The following is a 25849-nucleotide window of genomic DNA, read 5'->3' as shown; positions in this document are numbered from 1 at the left end:
GGTCACGAGGTCTCGAGTTCGTCGTCGAGGTAGCCGAAGAGTTCGTCGTCGGTGGCCGATGTGAGGTCGGACTCGGCGTCCTCGTCGACGTCGTCGGCCCGCGCGTCGCTCCACTTGGCGAGCAGGGCCCGCAGCCGCAGGTCCGCCTTGGTGGCGGTGCCGTCGTCGGTGAGGGCGAGCAGCGCGCTTTCCAGTTGGTCGAGTTGGTCCAGTACGCGGGTCTCCGGCTGGTCCTCGGTGCGCGGGAGCAGCGTGAGTACGTGCCGGGTGATCGCGGCGGCCGACGGGTGGTCGAAGACGAGCGTCGACGGCAGTCGGAGCCCGGTGGCCGCGGTGAGCCGGTTGCGCAGTTCCACCGAGGTCAGTGAGTCGAACCCGAGGTCCTGCAGCCCACGGCCGGGATCGACCTGGGTGCCCGCCGCGTGGCCGAGCACCGCGGCGACCTGTGCGCAGACCAGGTCGAGGACCGTCTGCTCGCGGTCCGCGGCGGACTGGCCCGCGATGGTGTCGGTGAACGTCGCGCCCGTGGTGGTCGTCTCCGCCGTGACGCGGCGTGCGGGGGCGCGGACCAGGCCCCGCAGCATCGGGGGCAGCGTGCCGTCCGCCGCCTGTCCGCGCAGTGTCGCGGTGTCGAGAAGGACCGGCACGAGTGCGGCGCGGTCGTCCTGCGCCGCGGTGTCGAAGAGCGCGAGGGCGTCCTCGGTGGGCAGTTCGAGGATGCCGGAGCGGCCGAGCCGGGCCCGGTCGTCGGCGTCGAGGCCCGCCGTCATTCCGCTCGCGGCCGCCCACATGCCCCACGCAAGCGAGACGCCGGGCAGACCGAGGGCGTGGCGGCGGCGCACGAGTGCGTCGAGCGCCGCGTTGGCGGCGGCGTAGCTTGCCTGGCCCGCGCTGCCAATGATGCCGGCCGCGGAGGAGAACACGACGAAGGCGGACAGGTCGGCGTCCCGGGTCAGTTCGTCCAGGTGCAGCAAGCCGTCGACCTTCGGGCCGAAGACGCGGTCGACCCGCTCGGGCGTCAGCGACTCGACGACGCCGTCGTCGACGATCCCGGCGGCGTGCACGACCGCGCCGAGCGGCCGGTCGAGGGAGGCGATGAGCGCGGCCACCGCGTCGCGGTCGGCCACGTCGCACGCCGCCACGGACACCTGGGCGCCCAGTGCCGTCAATTCGTCGCGCAGTTCCTGTGCGCCGTCGGTCGCAAGGCCCTTGCGTCCGGCGAGGACGAGGTTGCGGGCGCCCCGGTCGGCGACCAGGTGGCGGGCCACCAGTGCGCCGAGCGTGCCGAGGCCGCCGGTGACCAGGACCGGGCGCTCCGGGTCGAGCGGGGCGGGCGCGGTCAGGACGACCTTGCCGATGTGCCGACTCTCGCTGTGGTGTCGCAGCGCCTCGGGTGCGCGGCGCACGTCCCAGGCCCGCACGGGCAGGGGGCTCAGCACGCCTGCGGCGAACAGCGCGAGCACTTCGGCCAGCATGTCCTGGAAGCGGTCGGGGTCCGGCTGTGTCTGGTCGAAGGTGGCGTACTTGACGCCGGACGGCAGGTCGTCGGGTTCGGGTACGTCGCCCTTGCCCAGTTCGATGAACCGCCCGCCGTCGGAGAGCAGTTCTAGGGAGGCCTGCACGAACTCCCGCATTTCCGGGGAGTCGTCGGTGATCTCCGGGAGTCGCGGGGAGCCGTCCGTGGGCTCCGACTGCTGCCGCGAGGCGTCCACCAACTCCCGTACCGGCGAGTTCAGGACCACATCCACGCCGCGTCCGCCGGTCTCGGCGGCGAAGTGCGCCGCGAAGCCGGTGTCGAGGCAGGACGCCAGGTGCGCCTGGGGCACGCCCGCCGCCCGTACGGCGTCCCACTCGGCGGGACTCGCGGTCGCGAAGACCTCCGCGCCCCGGTGCCGTGCGAGCCGCACGGCCGCCATGCCGACATCGCTCGCCGCATCGTGCACGAGGACGGACTCGCCCCGGCGCAGATCCGCCAGGTCGTGCAGGGCGTGGTAGGCCGTGAGGAACGCCGGCGCTACGGATGCCGCCTGTGCGAAGGACCATCCGGCGGGCACCGGTGCGACCAGCCTGCGGTCGGTGACCGCGAGCGACCCGAAGCCCTTGGTGGCCATGGCAAGCACGCGGTCGCCCACGGCCAGGTCGGTCACCGCCGCGCCGGTCTCGGTCACCACGCCCGCGATCTCACTGCCCGGCCGGACCTCACCGTGGGGTGCGCCGAGGGCGGCCAGCACGTCCCGGAAGTCCAGGCCCGCCGCGCGGACGGCGATGCGTACGTCGCCGGGCGCGAGGGGTGCGGTTGCTTCGGGGTGCGGCACCAGGGCGAGGCCGTCCAGGGAGCCGCGCGCCGTGACGTCGAGGCGCCACGGTCCTTCGGCGGGCGGGGCGAGCAGTTGGCCTGCGGTGGCTCGGGCGAGCCGGGGCACGGTCACCAGTCCGGCCCGCACCGCCGACTGGGGCTCACCGGTGGCCAGCGCGGCCGGCAGTGCGAGGGCGGACTCCTCGGCGTCGTCGAGGTCGATCAGGGCGAACCGGCCGGGGTTCTCGGTCTGCGCCGACCGCACGAGTCCCCACACGGCGGCCTGCGCCGGGTCGGGCGTTTCGTCGTCGACCGCGCCGCGGGTCACGAACACCAGGCGGGTGTCCGCCGTCCGCTCGTCGGCGATCCAGTTCTGGGCAAGCTCCAGCGCCCAGGACACCGCGTCCCGCGCCGCCGCTCCGTCCGACCCGGTCGGGCCGGACGGTCGGGGGCAGAGCGCGAGCAGGTCGGTCACGACGTCGAGGGCGCCGAAGTCGCGCACGGTCGGCACGTCGATGCCGAGGTCTCCCGCGGTGAGGCCGTCCGGGCCGGCGGAGTGCGCGTCGAGCACGGCGAGCCTGACCGACCTCTCCCCTGTCGCTCCGTCGGCGGCAGGCGTCCACTCCAGGGCGAACAGGGCGTCGGCGGTGCGGGATGCGGCCTTGTGGAGCTCCACCGGTCGCATCACGAGCGACTCGACGGTCGCGACGGGCCTGCCGGACGGGTCCGCGACGGCCAGCGACATCTCGTCCTGCCCGTCCTTCCCCTTGGGCGACCAGCGCACCCGCAGTGTCGAAGCGCCGACGGCGTGCAGCCGCACCCCGGTGAAGGCGAACGGCAGCCGGGGGCCGCCGCCGGTCTCCTCCAGGGCGCGCAGCACCGGCGCGTGCAGGGCGGCGTCGAGCAGGGCGGGGTGCACGCTGAAGCCCTCGCCGCCGGTCCCGTCGGGCAGGGACACCTCCACGTACACGTCGGAGCCGAGGCGCCAGGCCGCGCGCAGCGCACGGAACACCGGGCCGTAGCCGTAGCCGAGTTCGGTGAGCCGGTCGTAGACGTCGTCGGCGTCCATCGGTGTCGCGCCCTGCGGCGGCCACACGGAGAGCTCGGTCGCCGGGGCATCGCCCATGGTGAGCGTGCCGGTGGCGTGCTCGGTCCACGGCGCGTCCCGGTCGGCGTCCTCGGCCCGCGAGTGCACCCGGACGCCGCGCCTGTCGTCGCTCGCCGCGCCGACCGTGACCCGCAGGACGCGGGCGCCTCGCTCGGGCAGGACCAGCGGGGCGTGCAGGGTCAGTTCCTCGACGGTGTCGAGACCGCAGTGGCCCGCGGCGTGCAGGGCGAGGTCGAGGAAGCCAGTGCCGGGGAACAGCACCTGGTCGCCGACACCGTGGTCGGCGAGCCACGGCTGGGTCCGCGTGGACAGCCTGCCGGTGAACACGACGCCGTCGGAGTCGGGCAGCGCGACCGCGGCGCGCAGCAGCGGGTGGTCGCCGGTGGCGACACCGAGTGCCGCGGTCGCCCCGTCGCCCGCGGGGGCGACGGCCGCGGTCAGCCAGTAACGGTCGTGCTGGAAGGCGTAGGTGGGCAGGTCGACGCGGGTGCCCCGGCCGCCGAGCGCGGCGGCCAGGTCGAGGCGTGCGCCCCGGACGTGGAGCTGCGCGGCGGCGAGGGCCAGCATGTCCGGTTCGCTCCTGTCGGAGCGCAGGGTGGGCACGAACACGGCGGCGGGCGCGCTGTCCTGGCCCATCGCGGTGAGCACGCTGCCGGGTCCGACCTCCACCATCGTCGTCACGCCCTGCGCGACGAGGGCGGTGACGCCGTCGGCGAACCGTACGGGCCGGCGCACGTGCTGGACCCAGTGGTCCGGTGCGGCGAGTTCCTCGGCGTCGACCGGCGCGCCGGTGAGGGTGGAGACGATCGGCAGGGTGGGCGGGTTGGCGGTCGCGGCCGTCACGACGCGGCGGAACTCCGCGAGCATCGGCTCCATCAGCGGGGAGTGGAACGCGTGGCTGACCCGCAGTCCGGTGACCTTGCGCCCCTGCGCCTTGAGGCGGTCGGCGAGCTCGCGCACCTCGGGTTCGCTGCCGGAAAGGACCAGTGAGTCCGGGCCGTTGATGGCGGCGATGCCGACGTGCTCGAAGCACTCCGGCGCGATCTCGGCCTCGGTGGCCTGCACGGCGACCATGACGCCTCCGGCGGGCAGCGCCTGCATGAGGGCGCCGCGGGCGGCGACGATCGTGCAGGCGTCCGCGAGGGAGAAGACGCCCGCCACGTGCGCGGCGGCCAGTTCGCCGATCGAGTGTCCTGCGAGCGCGTCGGGCTTGAGGCCCCAGGACTCCCACAGCCGGTACAGCGCGACCTCGACGGCGAACAGCGCGGGCTGGGCGTACTCGGTGCGGTCGAGCAGGTCCTGGTCGTCGCCGAACACCACGTCGCGCAGCGGCACGTCGAGGAGCGGGTCGAGGTGGGCGAACGCCTCGTCGAGCGCGTCGGCGAACGCGGGGTGCGCCTCGTACAGGCCGCGGCCCATGCCGATGCGCTGGGAGCCCTGGCCGGAGAACAGCACGGCGAACCTGCCGCCGTCGGGGACTCCGCGCACCACGCCCGGGGTGACGGCGCCCTCGGCCAACGCGTCGAGTCCGGCGCGCAGTCCAGCCGTGTCGGTGCCGAGCACGACCGCCCGTTGGTCGAGCGCGGCTCGCCCGGTCGCGAGCGTCAAGGCGACGTCCACCGGCGACAGTTCGGGCTGCGCGTCCACGGTGGCCGCCAGACGGGCGGCCTGCTCGCGCAGCGCGGCGGTGTCGCGGGCGGACAGGGCCCACGCGAGGGTGCGTCCGTCGGGCTCACCGGCGAGGTCCGGGGTCGGGGCCGCGGGGGCGGGTTCGCCCTGTTCGAGGATGACGTGGCCGTTGGTGCCGCTGACGCCGAACGCGGAGACGGCTGCGCGCCTGGGCCGGCCGGCCTCGGGCCACGGCCGCTGGTCGGCGAGGAGTTCCACGGCGCCGGTCGTCCAGTCCACGTGGTCGGATGGACGGTCGAGGTGGAGGGTGCGGGGCAGTACGCCGTGCCGCATCGCCTGCACCATCTTGATGACGCCCGCGATGCCCGAAGCCGCCTGGGTGTGGCCGATGTTGGACTTCAGGGCGCCGAGGAGCAGCGGCCGGTCGGCGGGGCGGTTCTGGCCGTAGGTGGCGAGGAGCGCCTGTGCCTCGATGGGGTCGCCCAGCTTGGTGCCCGTGCCGTGGCCCTCGACGGCGTCCACGTCCGCGGTGGACAGGCCCGCGTTCGCGAGCGCCGCGCGGATGACCTGCTGCTGCGCGGGTCCGTTCGGTGCGGAGAGGCCGTTCGACGCGCCGTCCTGGTTGGTGGCGGAACCCCGGACGACGGCGAGTACTTCGTGGCCGTTGGCCCGTGCGTCGGAGAGCCGTTCGAGGAGGATCAGGCCCGCGCCCTCGCCCCAGCCGACGCCGTCGGCGGCATCGGCGAACGGCTTGCACCGGCCGTCGGGGGCAAGGCCGCCCTGGAGGCTGAACTCGGCGAAGGGCGTCGGCGTCACCATGATCGCCGTGCCGCCCGCCAGGGCCATCGAGCACTCCCCCGACCGCAGCGCCTGCACCGCGAGGTGCAGGGCGACCAGCGAGGACGAGCACGCGGTGTCCACGGTGACGGCGGGCCCGCGCAGGCCGAGCGAGTAGGCGATGCGCCCGGACACGACGCTCAGCGCGTCGCCAGTGAGCCGGTAGCCGTCCATCTCGGGCGTGGCCTGTTCCAGGGTGCCCGCGTAGCTCTGCGGTGAGGCGCCGACGAACACGCCGGTGAGGCTGTCGCGTACGGAGGACGGGTCGATGCCCGCCCGCTCGAAGGCCTCCCAGGCCAGTTCGAGCACCTGCCGCTGCTGCGGGTCCATCGCGAGGGCCTCGCGCGGGGCGATGCCGAAGAAGCCCGCGTCGAACCCTCCCGCGTCGTCCATGAAGGCGCCCTCGAACGTACGGCTGCGGCCTTGTGCCTCCGCGTCGGCCGGGTACAGCCGGTCGGGGTCCCAGCCCCGGTCGTCGGGGAACGGTCCGACGGCGTCGTGTCCACCCAGGACGAGCGACCACAGGTCCTCGGGGCCGCGTACGCCGCCGGGGAAGCGGCAGCTCATCGCCACCACCGCGATCGGATCGTCGGCGGCGCGGGCCGCGGCCGGGACCGGGGCGGTGCTCTGCCGCTCGCCCAGGACCACGGAGTACAGGTGGTCGGCCAGCGCGTCCGGCGTCGGGTGGTCGAAGACGACGGTCGCGGGCAGACGTACGCCGGTGGCGGAGTTGAGGCGCTTGCGGAGCTCGATGGCGGTGAGGGAGTCGAAGCCCAGCTCGCGGAAGGCCCGGTCGGGCGTGACGGTGTCGGGTCCCTCGTGGCCGAGCACCGTCGCCGCGTGACCGCGGACCAGGTCGAGCAGGAGCCGGTGCTGGTCGGCCTCGGCGAGCCCGGTAAGGCGGTCGGCGAGCGCACCGCCGGAGGCCGGCTGCTCCACCGCGTCCTGCGCGGCGAGGGTGACGACGTCGGGTATCTCGCTGATCAGGGGGCGCGAACGGGCCGCCGTGAAGCCGGGGGTGAAGCGGGCCCAGTCGACGTCCGCGACCGTCACGGTCGTCTCGCCCGCCGTGAGGGCGGCGGCGAGCGCGCTGACCGCGAGTTCCGGCCGCATGGGACGCATGCCCCTGCGGCGCAGCTGGTCGTCGAGGTCGCCGGTCACCATGCCACCGCCGGCCCACATGCCCCAGGAGACCGAGGTGGCGGGCAGGCCTTCGGCGTGGCGGCGCTGCGCGAGGCCGTCGAGGAAGGCGTTGGCGGCGCCGTAGGCGCCCAGTTCGCCGCTGCCCCAGACCGCGGATCCGGAGGAGAACAGCACGAACGCGTCGAGCTCGCGTCCTGCGCACAGCTCGTCGAGGTGGGCCGCGCCGACGGCCTTCGCCTCCAGGGCGTACGCGAGGTCCGAGGTCTCGGTGTCGGACAGCGGCAGGGACGGGACGGTGCCCGCCGCGTGGAAGACCGAGCGGATCGGGGTGCCTTCGGCGTCGAGCCGGGCGAACAGGTCGGCGAGCGCGGCACGGTCGGCGGCGTCGCAGGCGGCGACGGTGGTCCGGACGCCGAGTCCGGTCAGCTCGGCCTCCAGCTCCCGCGCGCCGGGGGCGTCGGCGCCACTGCGGCTCGTCAGGACGATGTGCTCGGCGCCGTTGCCCGCGAGCCAGCGGGCCACGTGGCCGCCGATGGCGCCGGTGCCGCCGGTGATCAGTACGGTGCCCGTGGCGCGCCAGGCGGGTGCCTGCGCCGGTGCGGGGGCCGGGGTCAGCCGTCGTGCGGACAACCCGGAGGCCCGGATGGCCAGTTGGTCCTCGTCCGCGAGTCCGGCCAGGGCGGCGGCGAGCCGCGTCGCGGTCCTGGCGTCGGGGGTCACGGGCAGGTCGACGATGCCGCCCCAGCGGCCCGGCTGTTCCAGGCCGACGGCGAGGCCAAGTCCCCACACCTGGCTCTGCGTCGGGTGGGTCAGCGGGTCGGACCGGCCGACGGACACCGCGCCCGTCGTCGCCATCCACAGCGGTGCGCCGATCCCGGCGTCACCGAGTGCCCGTACCAGCTCCAGCGTGCCGGACAGTCCCCTCGGGACGGTCGGCGCCGCGGGGTCGGGCCGTTCGTCGAAGGCCAGGAGGGAGAGCACACCGCTGGGTACGAAGTCCACGGCGCGCAGCGCCTCCGCCGATCCTTCGACCTCCAGGGCGTCGGCGCCGTGGGCGCGCAGGGCGTCGACCGCCGCCGCACGCCACGGGTGCTCCGCCTCGGACGGCGAGCCGATCACGAGCCAGGTGCCGGACAGGGCCGGGGTGGCGGCGGTGCCGAGCGCGTGCCAGGTGACCCGGTAGCGCCAGGCGTCGACAGTGGAGCGCTCCTGCCTGCGGCGGCGCCAGTCGCCCAGGCTTGCCAGCACGTCGGAGAGCGGCGCGTCGGCGGGCACGTCCAGCGTCGTGGCGAGGTCGCCACGCTCCACCGAGGACCAGAATTCCTCAAGGGCGGGATCGCCTGCCGTGGACGGGCGGGCGGTCTCGTCGAGCCAGAACCGCCTGCGCTGGAAGGGGTAGGTGGGCAGGTCGACGGGCCGCCCCGCGGGCACCACGGCACGCCAGTCGAAGGGCAGGCCCTCCACGTATGCCTCGGCGGCGGAGAGCAGGAACCGGTCGAGGCCGCCGTCCGTGCGGCGCAGCGTGCCCACGACGACGGCGTCGGCGCCGGTCGCATCCAGCGTCTCCCGCACCCCGAAGGTGAGCACGGGGTGCGGGCTGCACTCGACGAACGCTCCGATGCCCCGGTCGAGCAGACCGCGCGTGGCCTCTTCGAACCGCACGGTGTTCCGCAGGTTCTGATACCAGTACTCGGCGCCGACCTCGGTCCCGGTCAGCCACTCCCCCGTCACCGTGGACAGCATCGGCACACTTGCGGGCATCGGCTCAACACCGGCCAGCACTCCCGCCAACGCCTCCTGAATACGCTCCACGTGCGGCGAATGCGAGGCGTAGTCGACAGGCACCCGACGGGCGCGCACCTCGTCTGCGGCGCACGACTCCATCAGCTCGTCCAGGGCGTCGGCGTCACCCGCCACCACCACCGAACCCGGGCCATTCACAGCAGCGACGGATATCCGTCCGTCCCACCGCGCGATCCGCTCCCGCGCGGCGTCGGCGGTCACAGAAAGGGACACCATGCCGCCCTGCCCGGAGAGCGCCAGGATCGCCTTGCTGCGCAGCGCGACCACCTTGGCCGCATCCGCCAGCGACAACGCACCCGCCACATGCGCGGCAGCGATCTCACCCTGGCTGTGCCCGACCACCGCGTCGGGCTCCACACCGTACGCACGCCACAACGCGGCCAGCGACACCATCACCGCGAACAACGCGGGCTGCACGACATCCACCCGCTCCAACTCGGCACCATCAGCCAGCACCTCGTGCAACGACCAGTCCACATACGGCGCGAGCGCATCAGCACACGCATCGAGAGAAGCACGGAACACCGGCGAAGACTCCGCCAACTCCGCACCCATCCCCAGCCACTGCGAACCCTGCCCCGGGAACACGAACGCCACCTTGCCCGCAGGCCGCGCCACACCAATCGCCACACGAGTGGACTCAGAGCCCGCGGCCACCGCCGCCAACGCATCGGCACCACCCGAGACCACCACGGCCCGGTGATCGAACACCGCGCGGGACAGCAGGGCATCCGCCACGTCAGCCGGCGCAAGCGCCTCTGCTGCAGTAGCGAGTTGGGCGGCGTGGGCGCGCAGGGCGTCCTCCGTGCGCGCGGAGAACACCAGCGGAACCGGTCCGGTAGTCGGCAGCGGGTCGATCGGGGTCTCTTCGGGCGCCTGTTCAAGGACGGCGTGGGCGTTGGTGCCGCTGATGCCGAACGAGGACACGGCGGCCCGACGGGGGCGCCCGGCCTCGGGCCACGGCGTGGTCTCGGTGACCAGCGACACGGCGCCCGATGCCCAGTCCACGTGCGGGGTGGGCTCGGTGATGTGCAGGCTTTCGGGCAGTACGCCGTGCCGCAACGCGAGCACCATCTTGATCAGGCCCGCGACGCCCGAAGCCGCCTGCGTGTGGCCGATGTTGGACTTCACCGAGCCGAGCAGCAGCGGCCGGTCGGCGGGGCGCTCACGGCCGTAGGTGGCAAGAAGGGCGTCCGCCTCGATCGGGTCGCCGAGGCGGGTGCCGGTGCCGTGCGCCTCGACGGCGTCGACCTCGGCGGCCGAGACGCCCGCGTCGGCGAGCGCCTGCCGGATGACCCTGCGCTGCGCCGGGCCGCTGGGGGCGGTGAGGCCGTTGGACGCGCCGTCCTGATTGATCGCGGTGCCCTTGATCAGCGCGAGTACGGGGTGTCCGTTGCGGCGCGCGTCGGAAAGACGCTCCAGAAGCACCATGGTGGCGCCCTCGGCGAGGCCGAACCCGTCGGCACTCGCCGAGAACGCCTTGCAGCGCCCGTCGGGGGCAAGCGCGCGCTGCCTGCTGAACTCCACGAACATGCCCGGCGAGGGCATGACCGTGACGCCGCCCGCGAGGGCGATGGGGCACTCGCCCCGCCGCAGCGACTGCACGGCCAGGTGCAGGGCGGCCAGCGACGAGGAGCATGCCGTGTCGAGGGTGACGGCGGGTCCGTTAAACCCGAAGGAGTACGAGAGCCTGCCGGACGCGACGCTCGCGGTGTTGCCGGTGAGCAGATAGCCCTCTAGGTCGGCGGGGGCCTCGTGCAGCCTCGGCCCGTAGTCCATCGTCATCGCGCCGACGAACACACCGGCCTGACTGCCTCTCAGCCCTGTCGGCTCGATGCCCGCGCGCTCGATGGCCTCCCAGCCAATTTCGAGGAGAAGCCGCTGCTGCGGGTCCATAGCCAGTGCCTCGCGCGGCGATATGCCGAAGAACTCGGGGTCGAACTGGTCGACGTCGTGCAGGAATCCGGCCTCGCGCTGGTAGTAGCCGCCGGCCCGCTCGGCGTCCTCGTCGTAGCGCCCGTCCAGGTCCCAGCCCCGGTCGGTGGGGAACGCGGTGATGCCGTCGCCGCCCGTGGACAGCAGCTCCCACAGGTCCTCGGGACTGCGCACTCCGCCGGGCAGGCGGCAGCTCATCGCCACGACGGCGATCGGTTCGTCGTCCCCGGCCCCCGCGAAGGCCGGCAGTTGGTCGTCATCGGCCGATGTGCCGAGCAGGACGCGGTCGATGCGTTCGGCGAGGCCACGGCACGTCGGGGTGTCGAACACCGCCGACACGGGCAGGTTCAGGCCGGTGGCCGCGTTCAGCAGGTTGCGCAGTCGCACCGCGCCCGCCGAGTCGACGCCCAGTTCGAGGAGCGGCGCGTCCACGTCGGGGGCGGGCCCGGTGTTCCCGACGACGGCGGCCACCTGCGCGCGGACCAGGTCGAGCAGGAAGTCGGTGCGGTCGGCGGCGTCCGCGAGCCGGTCGTCAAAGGAGGGGACAGGGACGGCCCCGGGCTCCGCGTGCAGCGGATAGGCGGGCAGCGGCACCGCGCGTGCGTCCCGGCCCGCGAACACCGCGTTCCAGTCGGGGAGCACGCCGTGCGCGTGCAGTTCGGCGAGCGCGGCGGTCATCTGGTCGGCGCCGCCACGGTCCCTGCGCAGCGTGCCGACGACGGCGGCCTCCACGGCGGCGTCCTCGGCGGTCTCCTGCACGGCCCTGGTCAGCACGGGGTGGGGGCTCGGTTCGAGCAGCAGTCGGTGCCCGGCGGCCAGGACGGCGCGTGTGGCGCTCTGGAAGTCCGCGGTGCCGCGCACGTTGCGGCACCAGTGGTCCGCGGTGAGCGTGAGCGGGTCGACCCTCGCGCCCGTGGTGGCCGTGTAGATCGGCACGTCCGTCGGGCGGGGCGTGATGGGGCTGAGGTCGGCGCGCAGCATGTCGAGCACGGAGTCGACCTGACGGCCGTGGGCCGCCAAACGGATCGCGATGCTTCTGGCCCTGATGCCGTCCGCGGCGAGGTCGGCGAGGAGTTGGGTGGCCGCGTCCTCGTCGCCGGAGACCAGGACCGACGTGGGCGCGTGCACTGCGGCCAGGTCGAGCCCCTCGTACCGGGTGAGCCGCTCACGTACCTCGTCGGCCGACGCCAGTACGGAGAGCATCACGCCGCGTTCGAGCAGGTGCACCTGCGCTTGGCTGAACAGCGCCACGGCCCGCGCGCCGTCCTCGACGGACAGTGCGCCCGCGACCGTCGCGGCCGGGATCTCGCCGACGCTGGAGCCGATCACGGCACCGGGCCGCACACCCCAGGAGCGCCACAGCGCGGACAGGGACACCATCATCGCCCAGAGCGCGGGCTGCGCCACGTCCGGCCGGTCGAGGGAAGGCGTGTCCGTCCTGCCGCGCAGCACGTCGAGGACGGGCCAGTCCACGAACGGCGTGAGGGCTTCCGCACAGGCATGCAGTTGCTCGGCGAACACCGGCGACGTGGCGAGGAGTTCGTCGGCCATGCCCAGCCACTGCGGCCCGTGACCGGGGAACACAAAGGCGACGTCGTCTGCCGCGGCTCGCGCCGGTCCTCCGGCCGCGAGCCCCGGCACCGGTATTCGCCCCTCGCTGACGGCGAGCAGCTCCTCGGCGAGCCGGGTGCGGTCCCCGCCGACCAGCACGGCGCGCCGGGCGAGAGCGGGGCGGGTGGTGGCGAGCGAGAAGGCGAGGTCGACGAGCGGCAGGGCCGGCTCGGCCTCGATCAGCGAGTGCAGATCAGCGGCCCGCGCCCGCAGCGCGTCCTGGCTGTGCGCCGACACCGTGATCGGGACGGCGGGCCCTTCCTGTGCGTCGCGGCCGGGCGCGGTCCTGCCCGAGCGCAGCGCGGCCTCGACCAGCGCGGGAACGCCGTCGGACCATGCGTGGCCGGTGTCGAGCCGGTAGGCGAAGGTCGCGGTCCGTGCGCTGTCGCCACGCGTGAGCACGGCGAAGGCACCGTCCGCCCCGACCAGCGCCAGGTCGCACTCACCGGAACGCACGGCGGCGACGGCATCGGCGAGCGGGTCGTGTCCGGTCCGGCGGGGGCCGCGCAAGCCGAGCACGCGTGCCAACTCGGCCGCATCGCCCGCATCGTCCGCGCCCTCGGTGCCGGCGGCCAGATGGACACCGACGCCTGCCCGGTCGTCCGCGCCGATGCCCGCGTCCTCGCAGGCCGTCCACGCCGACTCCAGTTCGTCCGTCCGGCCCGCGGGCAGCGGCACACCGGTCAGCTCGACAAGTACACCGTGATCGCGCTCCGCCCGCACCGGTGCCGCGGACGCGACCCCAATGACGGCGACAGTGCCGGTGTGCAGCCCTTCTGATAAGCGCATGGCAGCCTCTGCCTTCGTCGGTCATCCACTGGAACTGGAACATGCATGGTTGGCCTGAATGGGCTCGATACTTTCTCGGCCACTTCGCCGCGACAACGAGCGCAAGTCAAAGCCAGATATCCAGAAATTGTCAACTGCGGTCTATTTTCGGTCTGTCACAGGCGGAAAACACTCGTAGGGTCTGCGTAAGCGCGGGTCAGAGCCGCGTCCACTCGCGCGATTTACCGTGCGGACTTCCAAAATTTACCTGGCTATCGGCACACCCAGGAGAGCGGCGGGCCCGCCTGCCGCCCTGTCGCCAAGCACCTACTGCCCTATCGTGCAGCGCCTTTTGCCCCATCGTGCAGGAGTGGCTCGCACGCGGGCGGACGGAATTGCCGCAGCACCCGTTCATCAATAACCCGCCATTCCAACGTCACGATCCGGCCATACGGATCCCGTTAAAATCAAGCCCCCCGTGCATGGCCACGCGGAAGCACCGAATGAATAGGGGGCCAAAACCAGCTCGTTGACCGCGCCGTGGGAGCTCATGGGCCTGCACGGGAACACCGGCGGTACACCCGGAGCCGGAGCCAGGAGGGGAAGGGCCAGGGAAGCCCTGGCCACGAGGGGGGGTGGTCGCGCCGCCCCGCAGGGGCGACGCCTGTCACACCACTCAAGACTCCATTGGCCGAGCGGTGCGCAACGACGGTGGGGGGGGGACGGGCGCGGATACGGCTGCGGGGCGCACGGAAGAGCGGCGCACAAACCTCCGACCGTCTCCACGAAGTGCCGGCCGGGATCGAATTCCGCGATGGTCAGGGTTCGCCACGCATCAGTCGAGAGATGCAGTACGACATAACCCGTTCAGGAACACAGTGAATTGCGTTCGGGTGCAGGAACTGCACCCCAGATGTTCACACGCCGGCCAAGGCAACACGCCTGCAAGTGCCGGGACTTGCGTCGTGACCCACCGATGCCCATCCCTCCTATATATAGGCCCCGGACAGTCGCCGGGATCGATACGGAGGACCACAGGAGCGGCGCTCCGAGAAGACCGATTCAGTCTGCGGACGAGGGGTGCACGGCCGGATCAGACGCGATACCCCTGACCCCTCGCCTGGACAACAGTATCCGAGCGGGTGTAGCCCGCACCAGACTCTCTTTATGTGGCAAGCGGAAGCAGAACCACACTTCTCAAGTGACGCTTGGAGCGCCTTACCCGGTGCGGTAAACGCGCCCATGTATATGCCACCGCGAATGCCTGACGCCTCCACCACCTGGCATCAATCGCCGCAGTTCGCGTCCGCGACATCTGACTCCTGAGTATCTGACGCACCACACTCCGTGCCCGAGCGGCGGAGCACCACGAGGCAGCCGTGCCCGTTTCGCTCTGCTCACGCTCCGTCTTCTGACCGTTTCGGGCCCACGCGTGATCACTGTGGTTCACCTCACACGCCCGTACTTCCGGGCAGCGGTCGCCGACCGACCGGTCCGGTGCCGCTGCCCTCGGCCACGGTCGTGGAACTGTCGTGCAGGGATCCGGGACGCGCGAAACCGTACGCCGACGGGCCCGTTGGGCCGGGGAGAGGTTCATGGAGCGGGGAGAGGTTCCTCCCGCTCTCGAAGTGACGGAGTGAGGCCATGACCACGCCCAACGACTCCCTGCTGCGCCTGATCCGGGAAGCGGGCTGGACGTACGAAGCGCTGGCCCGCCGCGTCAACACGGACGCGTGCCGACGCAATCTGGGAACCACCTACGACCGGACGACGGTGGCGCACTGGGTGCGCGGCTCCCGCCCGCGCAGCCCGGTGCCCGAGCTGCTGTGCGGGCTCTTCACACAACGGCTCGGGCGCCTGATCACGCCGGTGGAGTTGGGGCTCGCCGACAGCCGGCCACCGGCGCTCAAAGGCGCGGCCGCACTCATCGCCGCCATCCCCGGCCTCGACGCGAACAGCGGCCAGGAGCCCGACAGCGGCGACGGGGCGCCCCGCACCCGCGTACCCGAACAGCGTCCCCGCCCCGACAGCGAAGAGCGGACCGTTCCCGCCTGGCACGAGCAGGTGTGGCGAGGGGCCGAGCGGTTCTTCGTGGGGCAGACAGCGGCTCTGGGCGGGCGGCACACCGGGCCGGTGTTGCTCGCCTACCTGCAGTCCGCCTTCGGCCCCGGGGGCGGCGCCCCGTTCCTGGGCGCGGAGTCGAGGGCGGGCCTTGTCCATGTCGCACGCACCGCCGTTCTCCTGGCCGGCAGTTACACCGACGCGTGCCGCACCCAGGAGGCGCAAGGTGCGCTGACCGCCGCCGAAGCGCTCGCCGACCATGCGCAGGACAGGGCCGTCCAGGCCATCGCACTGCGGCAGTTGAGCGAGAACGCCCTGTTGCAGGGCGGGACCGCCCTCGCTACGGGATATCTGAACCGCGCCCTGGAGGTCTCCCGCCACACGTCGAGCCCGGTGCGCGCGTACGTCGCCGCGCAGGCGGCCCGGGTGAGCGCGGCGACCGGGGAGCGGCCGACCGCACTGAACTGGCTGGAGACCGCATCCCGGTTACTGCCGCACCACGCCGACGACGGGGACCCCTTCGCGGTCTATTCGGCGGCGGCCCTGCACTATCAGCAGGCCGCCGTGCTGCATCGCCTCGGTGAGCCGCGTGAGGCCCATGCGGCGCTCACCGCATCGCTCGAAGCGCGGCCCGTACAGGAAGCGCGCGCGGTCCTGCTGACCCTGCTCGCCAGAGGCTGGCTGCACCACGCCGAGGGCAACAGCGAGGCGATGTCCGCGGCCGCGGATGCCGCCGCGGAGATGAACGCCACCATCGCTTCGGTCAGGGCCGCCCGGGAGATCGCCCGCATCCGCTCGGCGCAACCGGCTTGAGCGGCGCGCCGTGCGACCGCACGACATGCGTGTGCCGAACGCGTCGCCGACCATGGAGACATGAACGATCCCTTGCTTGTCGCGCAGCTCCTTGCCGTTCACGGTACGTCCCGGCCGAGCACCACCGAGGCGGACGCCGCCCGCGGGCGCCCCGCTGGTCACGGCGGCTCGCCACAGGCGGGCGCCGACGCCCTGCCCGCCGAATTCAACACGTTCAACAACACCCTGGTGCCGACATCGGCATCGTCGGCCAGGCCGGTCGTTTACTGACCGGGACGAAGCTGGCCCAGGTGACTCCGCCCCCCTGCATCGCCGCTGCCCCGGGCGTCACGCCTGCATCGCAATAGCGGCAAATCTTCACCCCTTGGCGTGACTCCCGTTCGGCGCAGCGGCCGTAACGTTCCTGCATCGGCCCGTGTGAGCTGCGCAATCATCGACGATTCCCACGCCTAGGTCTTTCGTTCGAAGACCACGCCATTCTCCCCAAGATCCTTTGCGCCCATAAGGTCATGCCGATTCCAGCAGGACGCGATCCCGGGTGAGGTGTGGGTGTCTGGCGAACTCTTGTGCTCCGCAGGCGAGTTGAGGCTCGGCGATGCTCCTTGGCGGAGCCGTCGTACGGCTGTGCTCGAGGGCCTCGCAGGCGTCGTACCGCCGCGGGCGGTGGGCAACAACGAGCTGCCCGCCGCCTGGGAGACCGACGACGCCTGGGTGCGCCGTCGCACCGGCATCGGAGTGCGCCACTGGGTCGCCCCCGGGGTGTCGACCGGCGACCTCGCACTCCAGGCCGCGGTCCGCGCGCTCGATGTGGCCGCCGCCGCGCCACCCGACGGACTCGACGCGGTCACCCCTCCCCCCGTCGACGCGGTCATCGTGGCCACGTCCACCCCCGACCGGCCGATGCCCGCCATGGCGCCGCAACTGGCGCACCGGCTCGGCCTCGGCCAGGTCGCGGCCTGGGACGTGGCCGCCGCGTGCAGCGGATTCGTCTACGCGCTCGCCACCGCCGCCGGAGTGATCGGGGCGGGGATCGCCCACCGGGTCCTGGTCGTCGCGGCCGAGGTGTACTCGACGCTGATCGCCCCGGACGACCGTGGTGCCGGCGTCGTCTTCGCGGACGGGGCGGGTGCGGTGGTGCTGCGCCGCGGCGAGCACGGCGAGCCGGGCAGCATCCTCGGCTTCGACCTGGGCAGTGACGGCGCAGGCCATGAACTGATCGAAGTGCCGGGCGGCGGCGCGCTCGCCCGCTCCGCGCCCGACCGCTACACCCCGGCGGACCTGCACTTCCGGATGCGAGGACGTGACGTGTTCCAACACGCCGTCACCCGCATGACGCTCTCCTCACAGGTGCTGCTCAAGAACGTCGGCTGGTCCGTGGACGACGTCGACCGGTTCGTGGCGCACCAGGCCAACGCACGCATCCTGAGCGCCGTGGCCGACCGCATTCCTCTGCCCGCCGGCCGGCAGATCGCCAACATCGACCGCGTCGGCAACACCGGGGCCGCCTCCATTCCGCTGGCGCTGGCCGACGCAGCCGGGAACAGCCGCCTCCACACCGGGCAGCGCGTCCTGCTCACCTCTTTCGGAGCCGGGCTCACCTGGGGCTCCGCCGCCCTGCTGTGGCCCCACCTCGCCCCGGTTCCGTCGGTCCACGGCGTCGGCGGCCCAGTCCGCTCCGCCTGAGCGGCAGTTCTCCCGCGCCTCCTGCTCCTCTGCTCTCCCATGTTTCCCGATCCATCACCCGAAGGGCACAGCCATGTCTTCGATCGACACCGCGATCCACTCCGTACTGACCGGAAAGTTCGAGGTTCCCCAGGACCTCATCCTCCCCGAGGCCACGCTGGAAAGCCTCGACCTGGACTCCCTGGCCCTGGCCGAACTCGCCCTTGCCCTGCAGGAGGAGCTGGCCGTCGAGGTGCAGGAGCACGAGGCGACGAAGAGCACCACGGTCGCCGGGCTCACCGCCACCCTGGCCGCCAAGCGCACTGCGGCAGGCGCGCTGTGACGGCTGACAACCGTGCGGTCGCCGTCACCGGCCTGGGGCTCATCACCCCGGCCGGTGTCGGCCGCGACGCGACCTGGACGGGTGTACTGCGCGGTGCGTCCACGGCGGCCCGCGATCCTCAGCTGAAGGAACTTCCGGTCGACTTCTCCTGCCGCATCCCGGAGATGACCCCGGAGCAGGCCAGGATCGGCGGCGGCAAGGCGTGGCGGATGGGCCGGTTCTCGCAGCTCGCCGTGCTCGCGGCGCGTGAGGCGGTGGCCGACGCGGGCCTGGATCCGGTCCACTGGGACGGCGCCCGGGTGGCCGTCGTCATCGGTTCGGGTCTCGCCGGCGCGGCCCACCTGGAGGAGCAGACCCTGCGCATGCAGGCGGGCCCCGACCTGGTGTCCCCCGTCCTGATCCCGATGCTGATCTCGAACATGGCCGCCGGCGAGGTCCTGCTCGACCTGGGCGCACGCGGGCCTTCCCTGGCCACGGAGACCGCCTGCGCATCGGGGGCCAGTGCCCTGGCCGTCGCCCGTGACCTGCTCCTTTCGGGGGCCTGCGACATCGCGGTGGCCGGCGGCACCGAGGCCGCGATCAGCCCGGTCGTCACCACCGGCTTCCAGAGGATGGGCGCCCTCTCCTCACGTACGGACGATCCTTCGCAGGCCTCCCGGCCGTTCGCCGCCGACCGTGACGGCTTCGTCATCTCCGAGGGCGCCGCCATCCTCGTACTCGAACGCGCCGAGGACGCGCGAGCACGCGGGCAGCAGCAGTACGCCCAACTCGTCGGCGTCGGTCTGAGTTCGGACGCCCACCACCCCACGGCCCCCGCACCCGGCGGCACGACGGCGGAGGCGGCGCTGCGGACCGCCATCGGTGAAGCCGGGCTCGCTCCGGGAGACATCGACCATGTCAACGCCCATGGCACCTCGACCCCGTTGAACGACCAGGCCGAGGCCGAGGTCATCGCACGCGTCCTTCCCCACGGGCCCACGGTGACCTCCGCCAAGGGTGTTCTCGGGCACAGCCTCGGCGCGGCCGGCGCCATCGAGGCGGCCCTGACGGCCCTCACGATCCACCACTCCGCCGTCCCGCCCGTCGCCAACCTCACGACCGACACGCTCGCGTTCCCCCTGGACTGCGTGGTGGACCGGCCCCGCCGGCAGACCGTACGGGCCGCCGCCAGCCATTCCTTCGGATTCGGCGGACACAACGTGGCGCTCGTCCTGCGCGCGCCCTGACCCTGCGTCACCTTCCGCCGCAGCGCTCCCCGCACCTCTTCGCCCTCAGAAAGTCACCTCCCCTGTGACCGTGTACAGCGCGCTCGCCCACGCCAGCGTCCACATTCCTCCCGGCCGGCAGACCGTGGCCGAGGCCGAGGACCGCTTCCGGGCCAATAACCCCGGCATCACCCTGTCCCCCGGTGTCCTGCGGCACATGTACGGGCTCCAGGCGCGCTGCGTCGCGCCCGCCGACGAGCAGCCGTCCGATCTCGCCGCACACGCCGCCCGCACCCTGTTCGACGAGCACGGCACCGATCCGGGCGACATCGACCTGTTGCTGTTCGCCGGCATCCTCGCCGACATGGAGGAGCCGGCCACGGCCCATGTCGTCGCCGCCAAACTGGGCCTCGGCTGTCCCGTCTTCGATCTGAAGAACGCCTGCAACGGCGTGCTCAACGCTCTGGAGGTCGCCGACGCGTTCATCAGGACCGGCCAGTACCGCCGTGTCCTCGTCACCACCGCCGAGGTCAGCACCCGCGAGAGCCGCTGGTCGGTGGATGACGCCTCCGACGTCCTGCACGCACTGCCGAGCCTGAGCACCGGCGACATGGGGTCCGCCGTCCTGGTCGAGGCCGCCGAGCGGCCCGGCATCCTCGGCAGCCGGTTCTTCGCCAACTCCTGGGGCTGGCAGGCCGCGACCCTGCCCAATCCCTACGCCCAGCACCGCACGCTGGGTCATCTGCGCATCGACTCCGCCGAGTTGGTGGCGTCCTTCGACGGCATGCCCGAGAAGGTGCGCGGCGCCCTGCACGACCTCGGGGTGAAGGCGGGCGACCTGGACCTCGCCTGCATCCACCAGCCGTCGGTGGCCTTCACCAAGATCGCCTGCGACTGGGTCGGCGTGGACCCCGGGCAGATCCTGACCACCTTCCCCACCCACGGCAACGTCGCCACCAACACCATTCCCCTCCAGCTGGCCACCGCTCTGAAGGCAGGCAGGCTGCGACGCGGCGACCTGGTGGGCCTGTTCGGCTTCGCCAGTGGCGCCAGCAGCGGCCTGGTCCTGTGCGCATGGTGAGCCCGCCCGCGCCCTCACCCTGTGCCTTCACCCCGCGCCCTTGGCCGACGACCCGCCCTGTGTACGGAGCCCCACGATGACCCTTTCCTCCCCCGCCCGAACCCGGACCCTCGCCGTCGAGTCACCGCAAGACCCTGCCGACGGGCAGCGGCCCCGCATCACCCCCGTACCTCCTGAGCAGTGGCCACCCGCCCTGCACGCGGTCCTCGACGCGTCCCGCAAGGACGGTCCGGGCCGGATCAACCTGTTCGGCACCCTGGCCCATCATCTGCCGGTGGCCGAGGCCTGGTTGGCGCTCGCCCGGGTCCTCACCCACGACGGCACCCTGTCCGCGCGCGATCGCGAACTGACCATCCTGCGCACCGCACACCGCCTCGGCTCCGCGTTCGTCCACGACCGCCACACGTCCCAGGCCGGGCCCGCCGGGCTGCGCCCCGACGAGACGGCCGCCACCGCCGCACCACTGGAGGCCCACGCCTGGGACCCCGACGACCTGGCGCTGCTCCGGACCGTCGACGCACTGGCCGACCGCGCCGACGTACCGGATGCCGCGTGGGAGCGGCTCGCCCGGCGGCTGCGCTCCGACCAGCTGGTCGAACTCCTGGTCCTGGCAGGGCAGTCGGCCATGATGTGCATGACTCTGCGCACCCTGCGTACGCCGCCCGACGGGCCCGGCGCAGCTCCCGGCCGCACGGACGCCGCTCTCGACAGCCGCGGGGCGACCGAACAGCCGGACCGCACCCATGCCGATGCCCCTGCCGCACCGGACCAGGTCATCGACGTACACATCGACCGCGAGCTGTGCTGCAGCTCGGGCCAGTGCGTCACCACCGCACCCGACGTCTTCGAGCAGAACGACGACGACGGCCTCGTCATGCTCCGCCCCGGACATCGGGACCGGGCATCGGCGGCACAGGACAGCGTCCGGCTTGCCGCCGCGCTGTGTCCCGGCGGGGCGATCACCCTCACGCCCAAGTCGTAAGCGCTCGCCCCGCCCCCACCCACGGAGAGCCCTGCCTCATGTCACTCACCTCCATGGCGCCCGCGCCCGCCCTCACGCTCCCGGCTCCATACGGCAGTTGCCCCTACGACCCGCCGCCCGCCTACCTGGAGGCGGCGGCGGAACGGCCCCTCACACGCACCGTGCTGCCGGACGGCTCACCGTGCTGGCTGATCACCGGGTATCCGGAGGTCCGCGCCGTCCTGGCCGACGCACGCTTCAGCGCCGACGCCCGTACCCCCGGCTTCCCGTTCCTCTCCCCGGGCCAGCGTGAACTGGCCACCGCCCAACCGAGCTTCATCCGCATGGACGACCCCGAGCACGCCCGGCTGCGCCGCATGGTCACCAAGGACTTCCTGGTGAAGCGCATCGAGGCGCTGCGGCCCGGCATCCAGCGCATCGTCGACGAGGCCGTCGACCGCATGCTCGCGAAGGGCGCGCCGGTCGACCTAGTCGGCGACTTCGCCCTGCCGGTCCCCTCCCTGGTCATCTGCCTGATGCTCGGCGTCCCGTACCAGGACCACGACTTCTTCCAATCCCTGAGCCGGACCCTTCTCGACAACAGCACCACCCACGAACAGGCCGCCCGCGCCCACCACGAGCTCATGTCCTACCTGGCTCGACTCGCCGCCGACAAGCAGCAGAAGCCCGGTGACGACATCCTCAGCCGGCTGGTGGCACGCGACGATCTCACCCCGCAGGAGACCGCCTCTCTGGGCTTCCTGCTCCTGGTCACCGGCCACGAGAGCACGGCCAACATGAGCGCCATGTGCACCCTGGCGCTGCTGCGCGACCCGAAGCAGGCCACGCTGCTGCGTGAGCGTCCGGCGCTGATCCCTGCTGCTGTCGAGGAGTTGCTGCGCCACCTCACGATCATCCATCTGGGTCTCGCCCGGGTGGCCAAGGAACCCGTGGAGATCGCGGGAACGTCCCTGGTCGCAGGTGACGCGGTGATCTGCATGCTGTCCACCGCCAACCGGGACGCGGGCCTCTTCGGCCCGGAGGGCTGCACCCACCCCTCACAACTCGACCTCACGCGCGACGCACGCCGCCATCTGGCCTTCGGCTTCGGTGTCCATCAATGCCTCGGACAGCCCCTGGCGCGCGCCGAGCTGCACATCATCCTGGAGACGCTGCTGCGCAGGCTGCCCGGACTGCGGCTCGCGGTGCCGGAGGAGGAGCTCGAGTTCAGCACGGGGAGCATCGTGTACGGGGTGAAGGCGCTGCCCGTCTCCTGGTGAGCCCGCGGCCGAGCACCTGGATCGACTACAGCCGCCGCCGAGGTGACGCTCCCACTGAACCGACGAGGAGCCCGCCGGGGATCCGTCTGCTCCTCATGAGCATCGGCAGCGTAGAAACTGCGTACATCCGTGCCGTACCGCGAATGCGGCGCGCCAGCGTGGGGAACCAGGAGTTCTTCGCCCGGCGGGTCGCGCCCCCAGCGACGGTGCCTCATGCCAACAGGCCCGCTCCGCTCCACCGGACAGCCGCATGAGCGGCGCCTTACGGAAGTGAGTCATGTCGCAACAGAACGCGTTTCACGACTTCGGTGCTCTGCACTTCGGCCGGCGAGCAGAGTTCGATCAGGCCGAGGTGCAGGCAGTGCACGAGGCTGTGCAGGACAGCGGGATACGGGACTTGTACGTGCTGGTGCACGGAGCCCATAACGACGAGGCGGTGGCCGAAGCCGCCGACGACGCGTTTCGCGGGATGCTCGCCGAGGCATGGGGAGACGATGCGGCCACGGTGGGCTGTCTCACGGTGGGGTGGCCGTCGCTGTGTTTCAGGGACGAGGGCATCCCGGGTGTCGCGGAGCACGAGACGAAGCGTGAACGTGAGGCGTGCCCCGGCATCAGCGAGGCGATGAGCGACGATCTGGTGCGGCATCTGCCCGACAGTGCGTCTCCGTTGGCCGAGATCGCGGAGCTCCTGAACGGTCGGCCCCCGCACGAGGGGGCGTTCGACGACCTCGGCTCGGCGCTGCGCCGGCTTGCGGAGACCCCGCTGCAGGATCCGCTGACCGAATTCGCCGCCGACACGGAAGGCGAGGTGATGCCGCAGACCGATCCGCTCATGCTGTTCGAGGACACGAAGACGATGTGCCGCGAATTCGCGGGCGCGCTGGGCGACTTGAACGGTGCCGTCGACGCGAACGGTTCTGCTGACGAGAAAGCGGGCGAACCCGCCCGTCACGAGGCCGGGACCGGCGATTCCGATTCCCCGGTGTCCAGGGCGGGCACCCTGCCCGAGATCCGGGTGGCAGGACACCGGCCGGCCACGCCGCTCAGCGACCGGGTGAGCCGGACGGGCACGGTTGCCGCCGGCGGCCCTGTGGGGCAGGACCGCCGACATCAGGATGCCGCGGAACTGTGGTGCGGGGCTCATGAGCTGTTCCGCCAGGTGGTGCGTCATGTGCTGCGCCGCCGGGCGGGAGTGGTGGGTCAGGCGGGTCTGGGTCCCTGTCTCGCGGCGCTGGTGGACGCGAGCGAGGCGCGGATCCATCTGGTCGGCCACGGGCTTGGAGGCCGCGTGGTCGGATTCGCGCTGCGCGGCCTGGAGACAAGGGGTTCGGACTCGGTCATGCTCGCGTCCCTGACGCTCCTTCAGGCCGAGATGTCGCACTTCGTCTTCGCCGACAGCCTGCCCCAACAGGTCTCCGGACACGGTGCGTTGTGGAGTCAGCGACGCCTGGTCAACGGGCCGTTGATCTGTACTTTCTCCCATCTCGACACGCACCTGGGCGTGATGTATCCGCTGTCGTCCCAGATGATCGGCGACTCAGCCGAATCGGCCACCATGAGCCGCAAGTGGGGAGCCCTCGGCTTCGACGGCATCCAGGGCATCGACGGCCCTCCCAACACCACGTTGGACGACAGTTTGGACGACGCGGAGGAGCAGAATCTGAACGAGATGCCTTACACGAACGTGGACGCCTCCTCGCTCTTCCGGTCCGACGACGTCCCGATGGGAGGTCACCATCACGTCGTCCACTCCGAGGTGGGCCGACTCCTGCGCAAGGTGGCGGAGAGCTGCGCCGAGAAGTGACGCGCCCTCACCGGGCCGGGAGGGGGCGCGAGGAGGGGCTCAGGCATGCAGGGTGGGCCGGTAGCTGAGCTCTTGGATGTGGCCGTCGAGCGTCCGGCGGTCGATCAGCTCGAGGTCGAAGTCGGCCGCGCCCTGGAAGATCGGGTCGAGTCCCGTACGACCGGTGATCACGGGGAAGAGCGTCACCTGGACGCGGTCGACCAGACCGGCGGCCAGCAGCGCCCGGTTCATCGACAGGCTGCCGTGCGAGCGCAACGGCACATCGGACTCCTTCTTGAGCCGAGTGACGACGTCGACGGCGTCGCCGCTCGCGACGATCGCGTCCGGCCAGTCGAGGGGTCCTTCCAGCGTGCTCGACACCACCGTCGTCGGCAGGTTCCTCATCCGTGTCACCCATGGATCACGTACCTCGGACTCCTCGGTGCTCTCGGCAAGCATCTGCGCGAACAACCGATACGTGTTGGCCCCGAAGACCATCCGCTGCTCCTCGTCGTACAGGGCGAGGCGGTGGTCGAGGAGCTCGGGGCCTTGTTTGCCCCAGTAGCCGGTCCAGTCGCCGCCGGCGCCGCCGAAGCCGTCAAGGCTGGAGAAGACGTCGAACGTATAGGTAGCGGCCATGATGCTCTCCTTGAGTGCGATGGTTCGCCTGTCAGGGATAGAGACCGGAAACCCTGGTGAAACTCATCGCGAGTCGGAGAGTCGGTTCCCCTCGCTCTCGAACGTGCGCAGCAGATCCGCGGCGACGCTCACGGCAATGGTCGCGGGTTCCTTGCCGGTGATCTCCGCGAGACCGATCGGGGTCTTGATCCGGTCGATGGCGGCCTCGTCATGACCACCCTCGGTGACGAGGCGGTTGCGGAAGCGCGCCCACTTGGCCGCCGACCCGATCAGCCCGATGGAGCCGAGATGACTGGTGCGCAAGGCGGCGTCGCACAGGGCGGCGTCCTCGGCGTGATCATGGGTCATGATCAGGACGTGGGTGCCGCGCGGCAACTCCGCGAGAACTTCCTCGGGCAGCAGCAGCGTGTGATGCACGTGCACCTGCCCCACCGCATCCGCCAGCACACTGAGCCGCTCCTCGGTGAGGATCTCGGAGCGGGTGTCGATCAGATGCAGGTCGAGGTCCTGACGCGCCAGGATGCGCGCCAGTTCGAGGCCGACGTGACCGACGCCGAAAATCGCCACCGCCCGTACCACCGCGAGCGGTTCGAGCAGCACAGAGACCGTGCCGCCACAGCACTGCACGCCATGCTGGTTGGTCACCTTGTCGTTCAGGGCGAAATCCATCAGCTCCGGCTCCGGCTTGGACGCGGCCATCAGCTCCCTGGCCCGGTCGATCGCGACGGCCTCGACATTGCCGCCGCCGATCGAGCCCCACGTCTCGGTCTCCCCCACGACGAGTTTCGCGCCGGCGTCGCGCGGGGCATGGCCGCGCACGGTCGCGACGGTCACGAGCACGCCGGGCTCCCTGCGTGCTCGCAACCGTGCGACCGCGGCGACCCACGTCAT

12 protein-coding genes are annotated in these 25849 nt (G+C 72.1%); 9 read left to right on the top strand and 3 right to left on the bottom strand.

Features of this window, described 5'->3' with window-relative positions; genetic code table 11:
• Positions 1-2: 2 nt before the first annotated feature.
• Positions 3-13151, bottom strand: a complete 13149-nt coding sequence (locus tag M4V62_RS39475) for a type I polyketide synthase (protein ID WP_249592003.1) — start codon at positions 13149-13151, stop codon at positions 3-5.
• Positions 13152-14774: 1623 nt separating this feature from the next.
• Here M4V62_RS39475 and M4V62_RS39470 point away from each other — a divergent pair.
• From M4V62_RS39470 to M4V62_RS39430, 9 genes are all read left to right on the top strand, one after another.
• A complete protein-coding gene (locus tag M4V62_RS39470) occupies positions 14775-16004 on the top strand; it encodes an NsdA family TPR-like regulatory protein (protein ID WP_249592002.1) in 1230 nt (409 codons plus the stop codon).
• Between the two features lie 60 nt (positions 16005-16064).
• On the top strand, positions 16065-16274 hold the full coding sequence (locus tag M4V62_RS39465; protein WP_249592001.1) for a hypothetical protein: 210 nt from the start codon (positions 16065-16067) through the stop codon (positions 16272-16274).
• A gap of 354 nt (positions 16275-16628) precedes the next feature.
• Positions 16629-17687, top strand: a complete 1059-nt coding sequence (locus M4V62_RS39460) for a beta-ketoacyl-ACP synthase 3 (RefSeq protein ID WP_249592000.1) — start codon at positions 16629-16631, stop codon at positions 17685-17687.
• Positions 17688-17760: 73 nt separating this feature from the next.
• Positions 17761-18009, top strand: coding sequence for a phosphopantetheine-binding protein (locus tag M4V62_RS39455; protein WP_249591999.1), 249 nt, complete (start codon positions 17761-17763; stop codon positions 18007-18009).
• The gene (locus M4V62_RS39450) at positions 18006-19235 is read left to right on the top strand and encodes a beta-ketoacyl-[acyl-carrier-protein] synthase family protein (RefSeq protein WP_249591998.1); all 1230 of its coding nucleotides are present in this window, start codon (positions 18006-18008) and stop codon (positions 19233-19235) included. Before M4V62_RS39455 ends, M4V62_RS39450 begins: the two co-directional genes overlap by 4 nt.
• 64 nt (positions 19236-19299) lie before the next feature.
• Positions 19300-20295, top strand: a complete 996-nt coding sequence (locus M4V62_RS39445) for a 3-oxoacyl-ACP synthase III family protein (RefSeq protein ID WP_249591997.1) — start codon at positions 19300-19302, stop codon at positions 20293-20295.
• A 76-nt stretch (positions 20296-20371) separates the two neighbouring features.
• Positions 20372-21277 (top strand): ferredoxin, encoded by a 906-nt coding sequence (locus M4V62_RS39440; protein WP_249591996.1) that lies wholly within the window; start codon positions 20372-20374, stop codon positions 21275-21277.
• A 38-nt stretch (positions 21278-21315) separates the two neighbouring features.
• Positions 21316-22536 carry a cytochrome P450 gene (locus tag M4V62_RS39435; protein WP_249591995.1) on the top strand — a complete coding sequence of 407 codons (1221 nt, stop codon included), beginning with the start codon at positions 21316-21318 and terminating at the stop codon, positions 22534-22536.
• Positions 22537-22813: 277 nt separating this feature from the next.
• Positions 22814-24340 carry a hypothetical protein gene (locus M4V62_RS39430; RefSeq protein WP_249591994.1) on the top strand — a complete coding sequence of 509 codons (1527 nt, stop codon included), beginning with the start codon at positions 22814-22816 and terminating at the stop codon, positions 24338-24340.
• Positions 24341-24379: 39 nt separating this feature from the next.
• Here the strand turns inward: M4V62_RS39430 and M4V62_RS39425 are convergent, their stop codons facing one another.
• Positions 24380-24958 (bottom strand): dihydrofolate reductase family protein, encoded by a 579-nt coding sequence (locus M4V62_RS39425; protein WP_249591993.1) that lies wholly within the window; start codon positions 24956-24958, stop codon positions 24380-24382.
• A 63-nt stretch (positions 24959-25021) separates the two neighbouring features.
• A complete protein-coding gene (gene xdhC, locus M4V62_RS39420) occupies positions 25022-25849 on the bottom strand; it encodes a xanthine dehydrogenase accessory protein XdhC (RefSeq protein WP_249591992.1) in 828 nt (275 codons plus the stop codon).

It is taken from the genome of Streptomyces durmitorensis, assembly GCF_023498005.1.
In the GTDB taxonomy this organism is placed as follows: Bacteria; Actinomycetota; Actinomycetes; order Streptomycetales; family Streptomycetaceae; genus Streptomyces; species Streptomyces durmitorensis.
The sequence above is the reverse complement of the archived record's forward strand: the minus strand, read 5'-3'. Positions and strand labels throughout refer to the sequence as shown.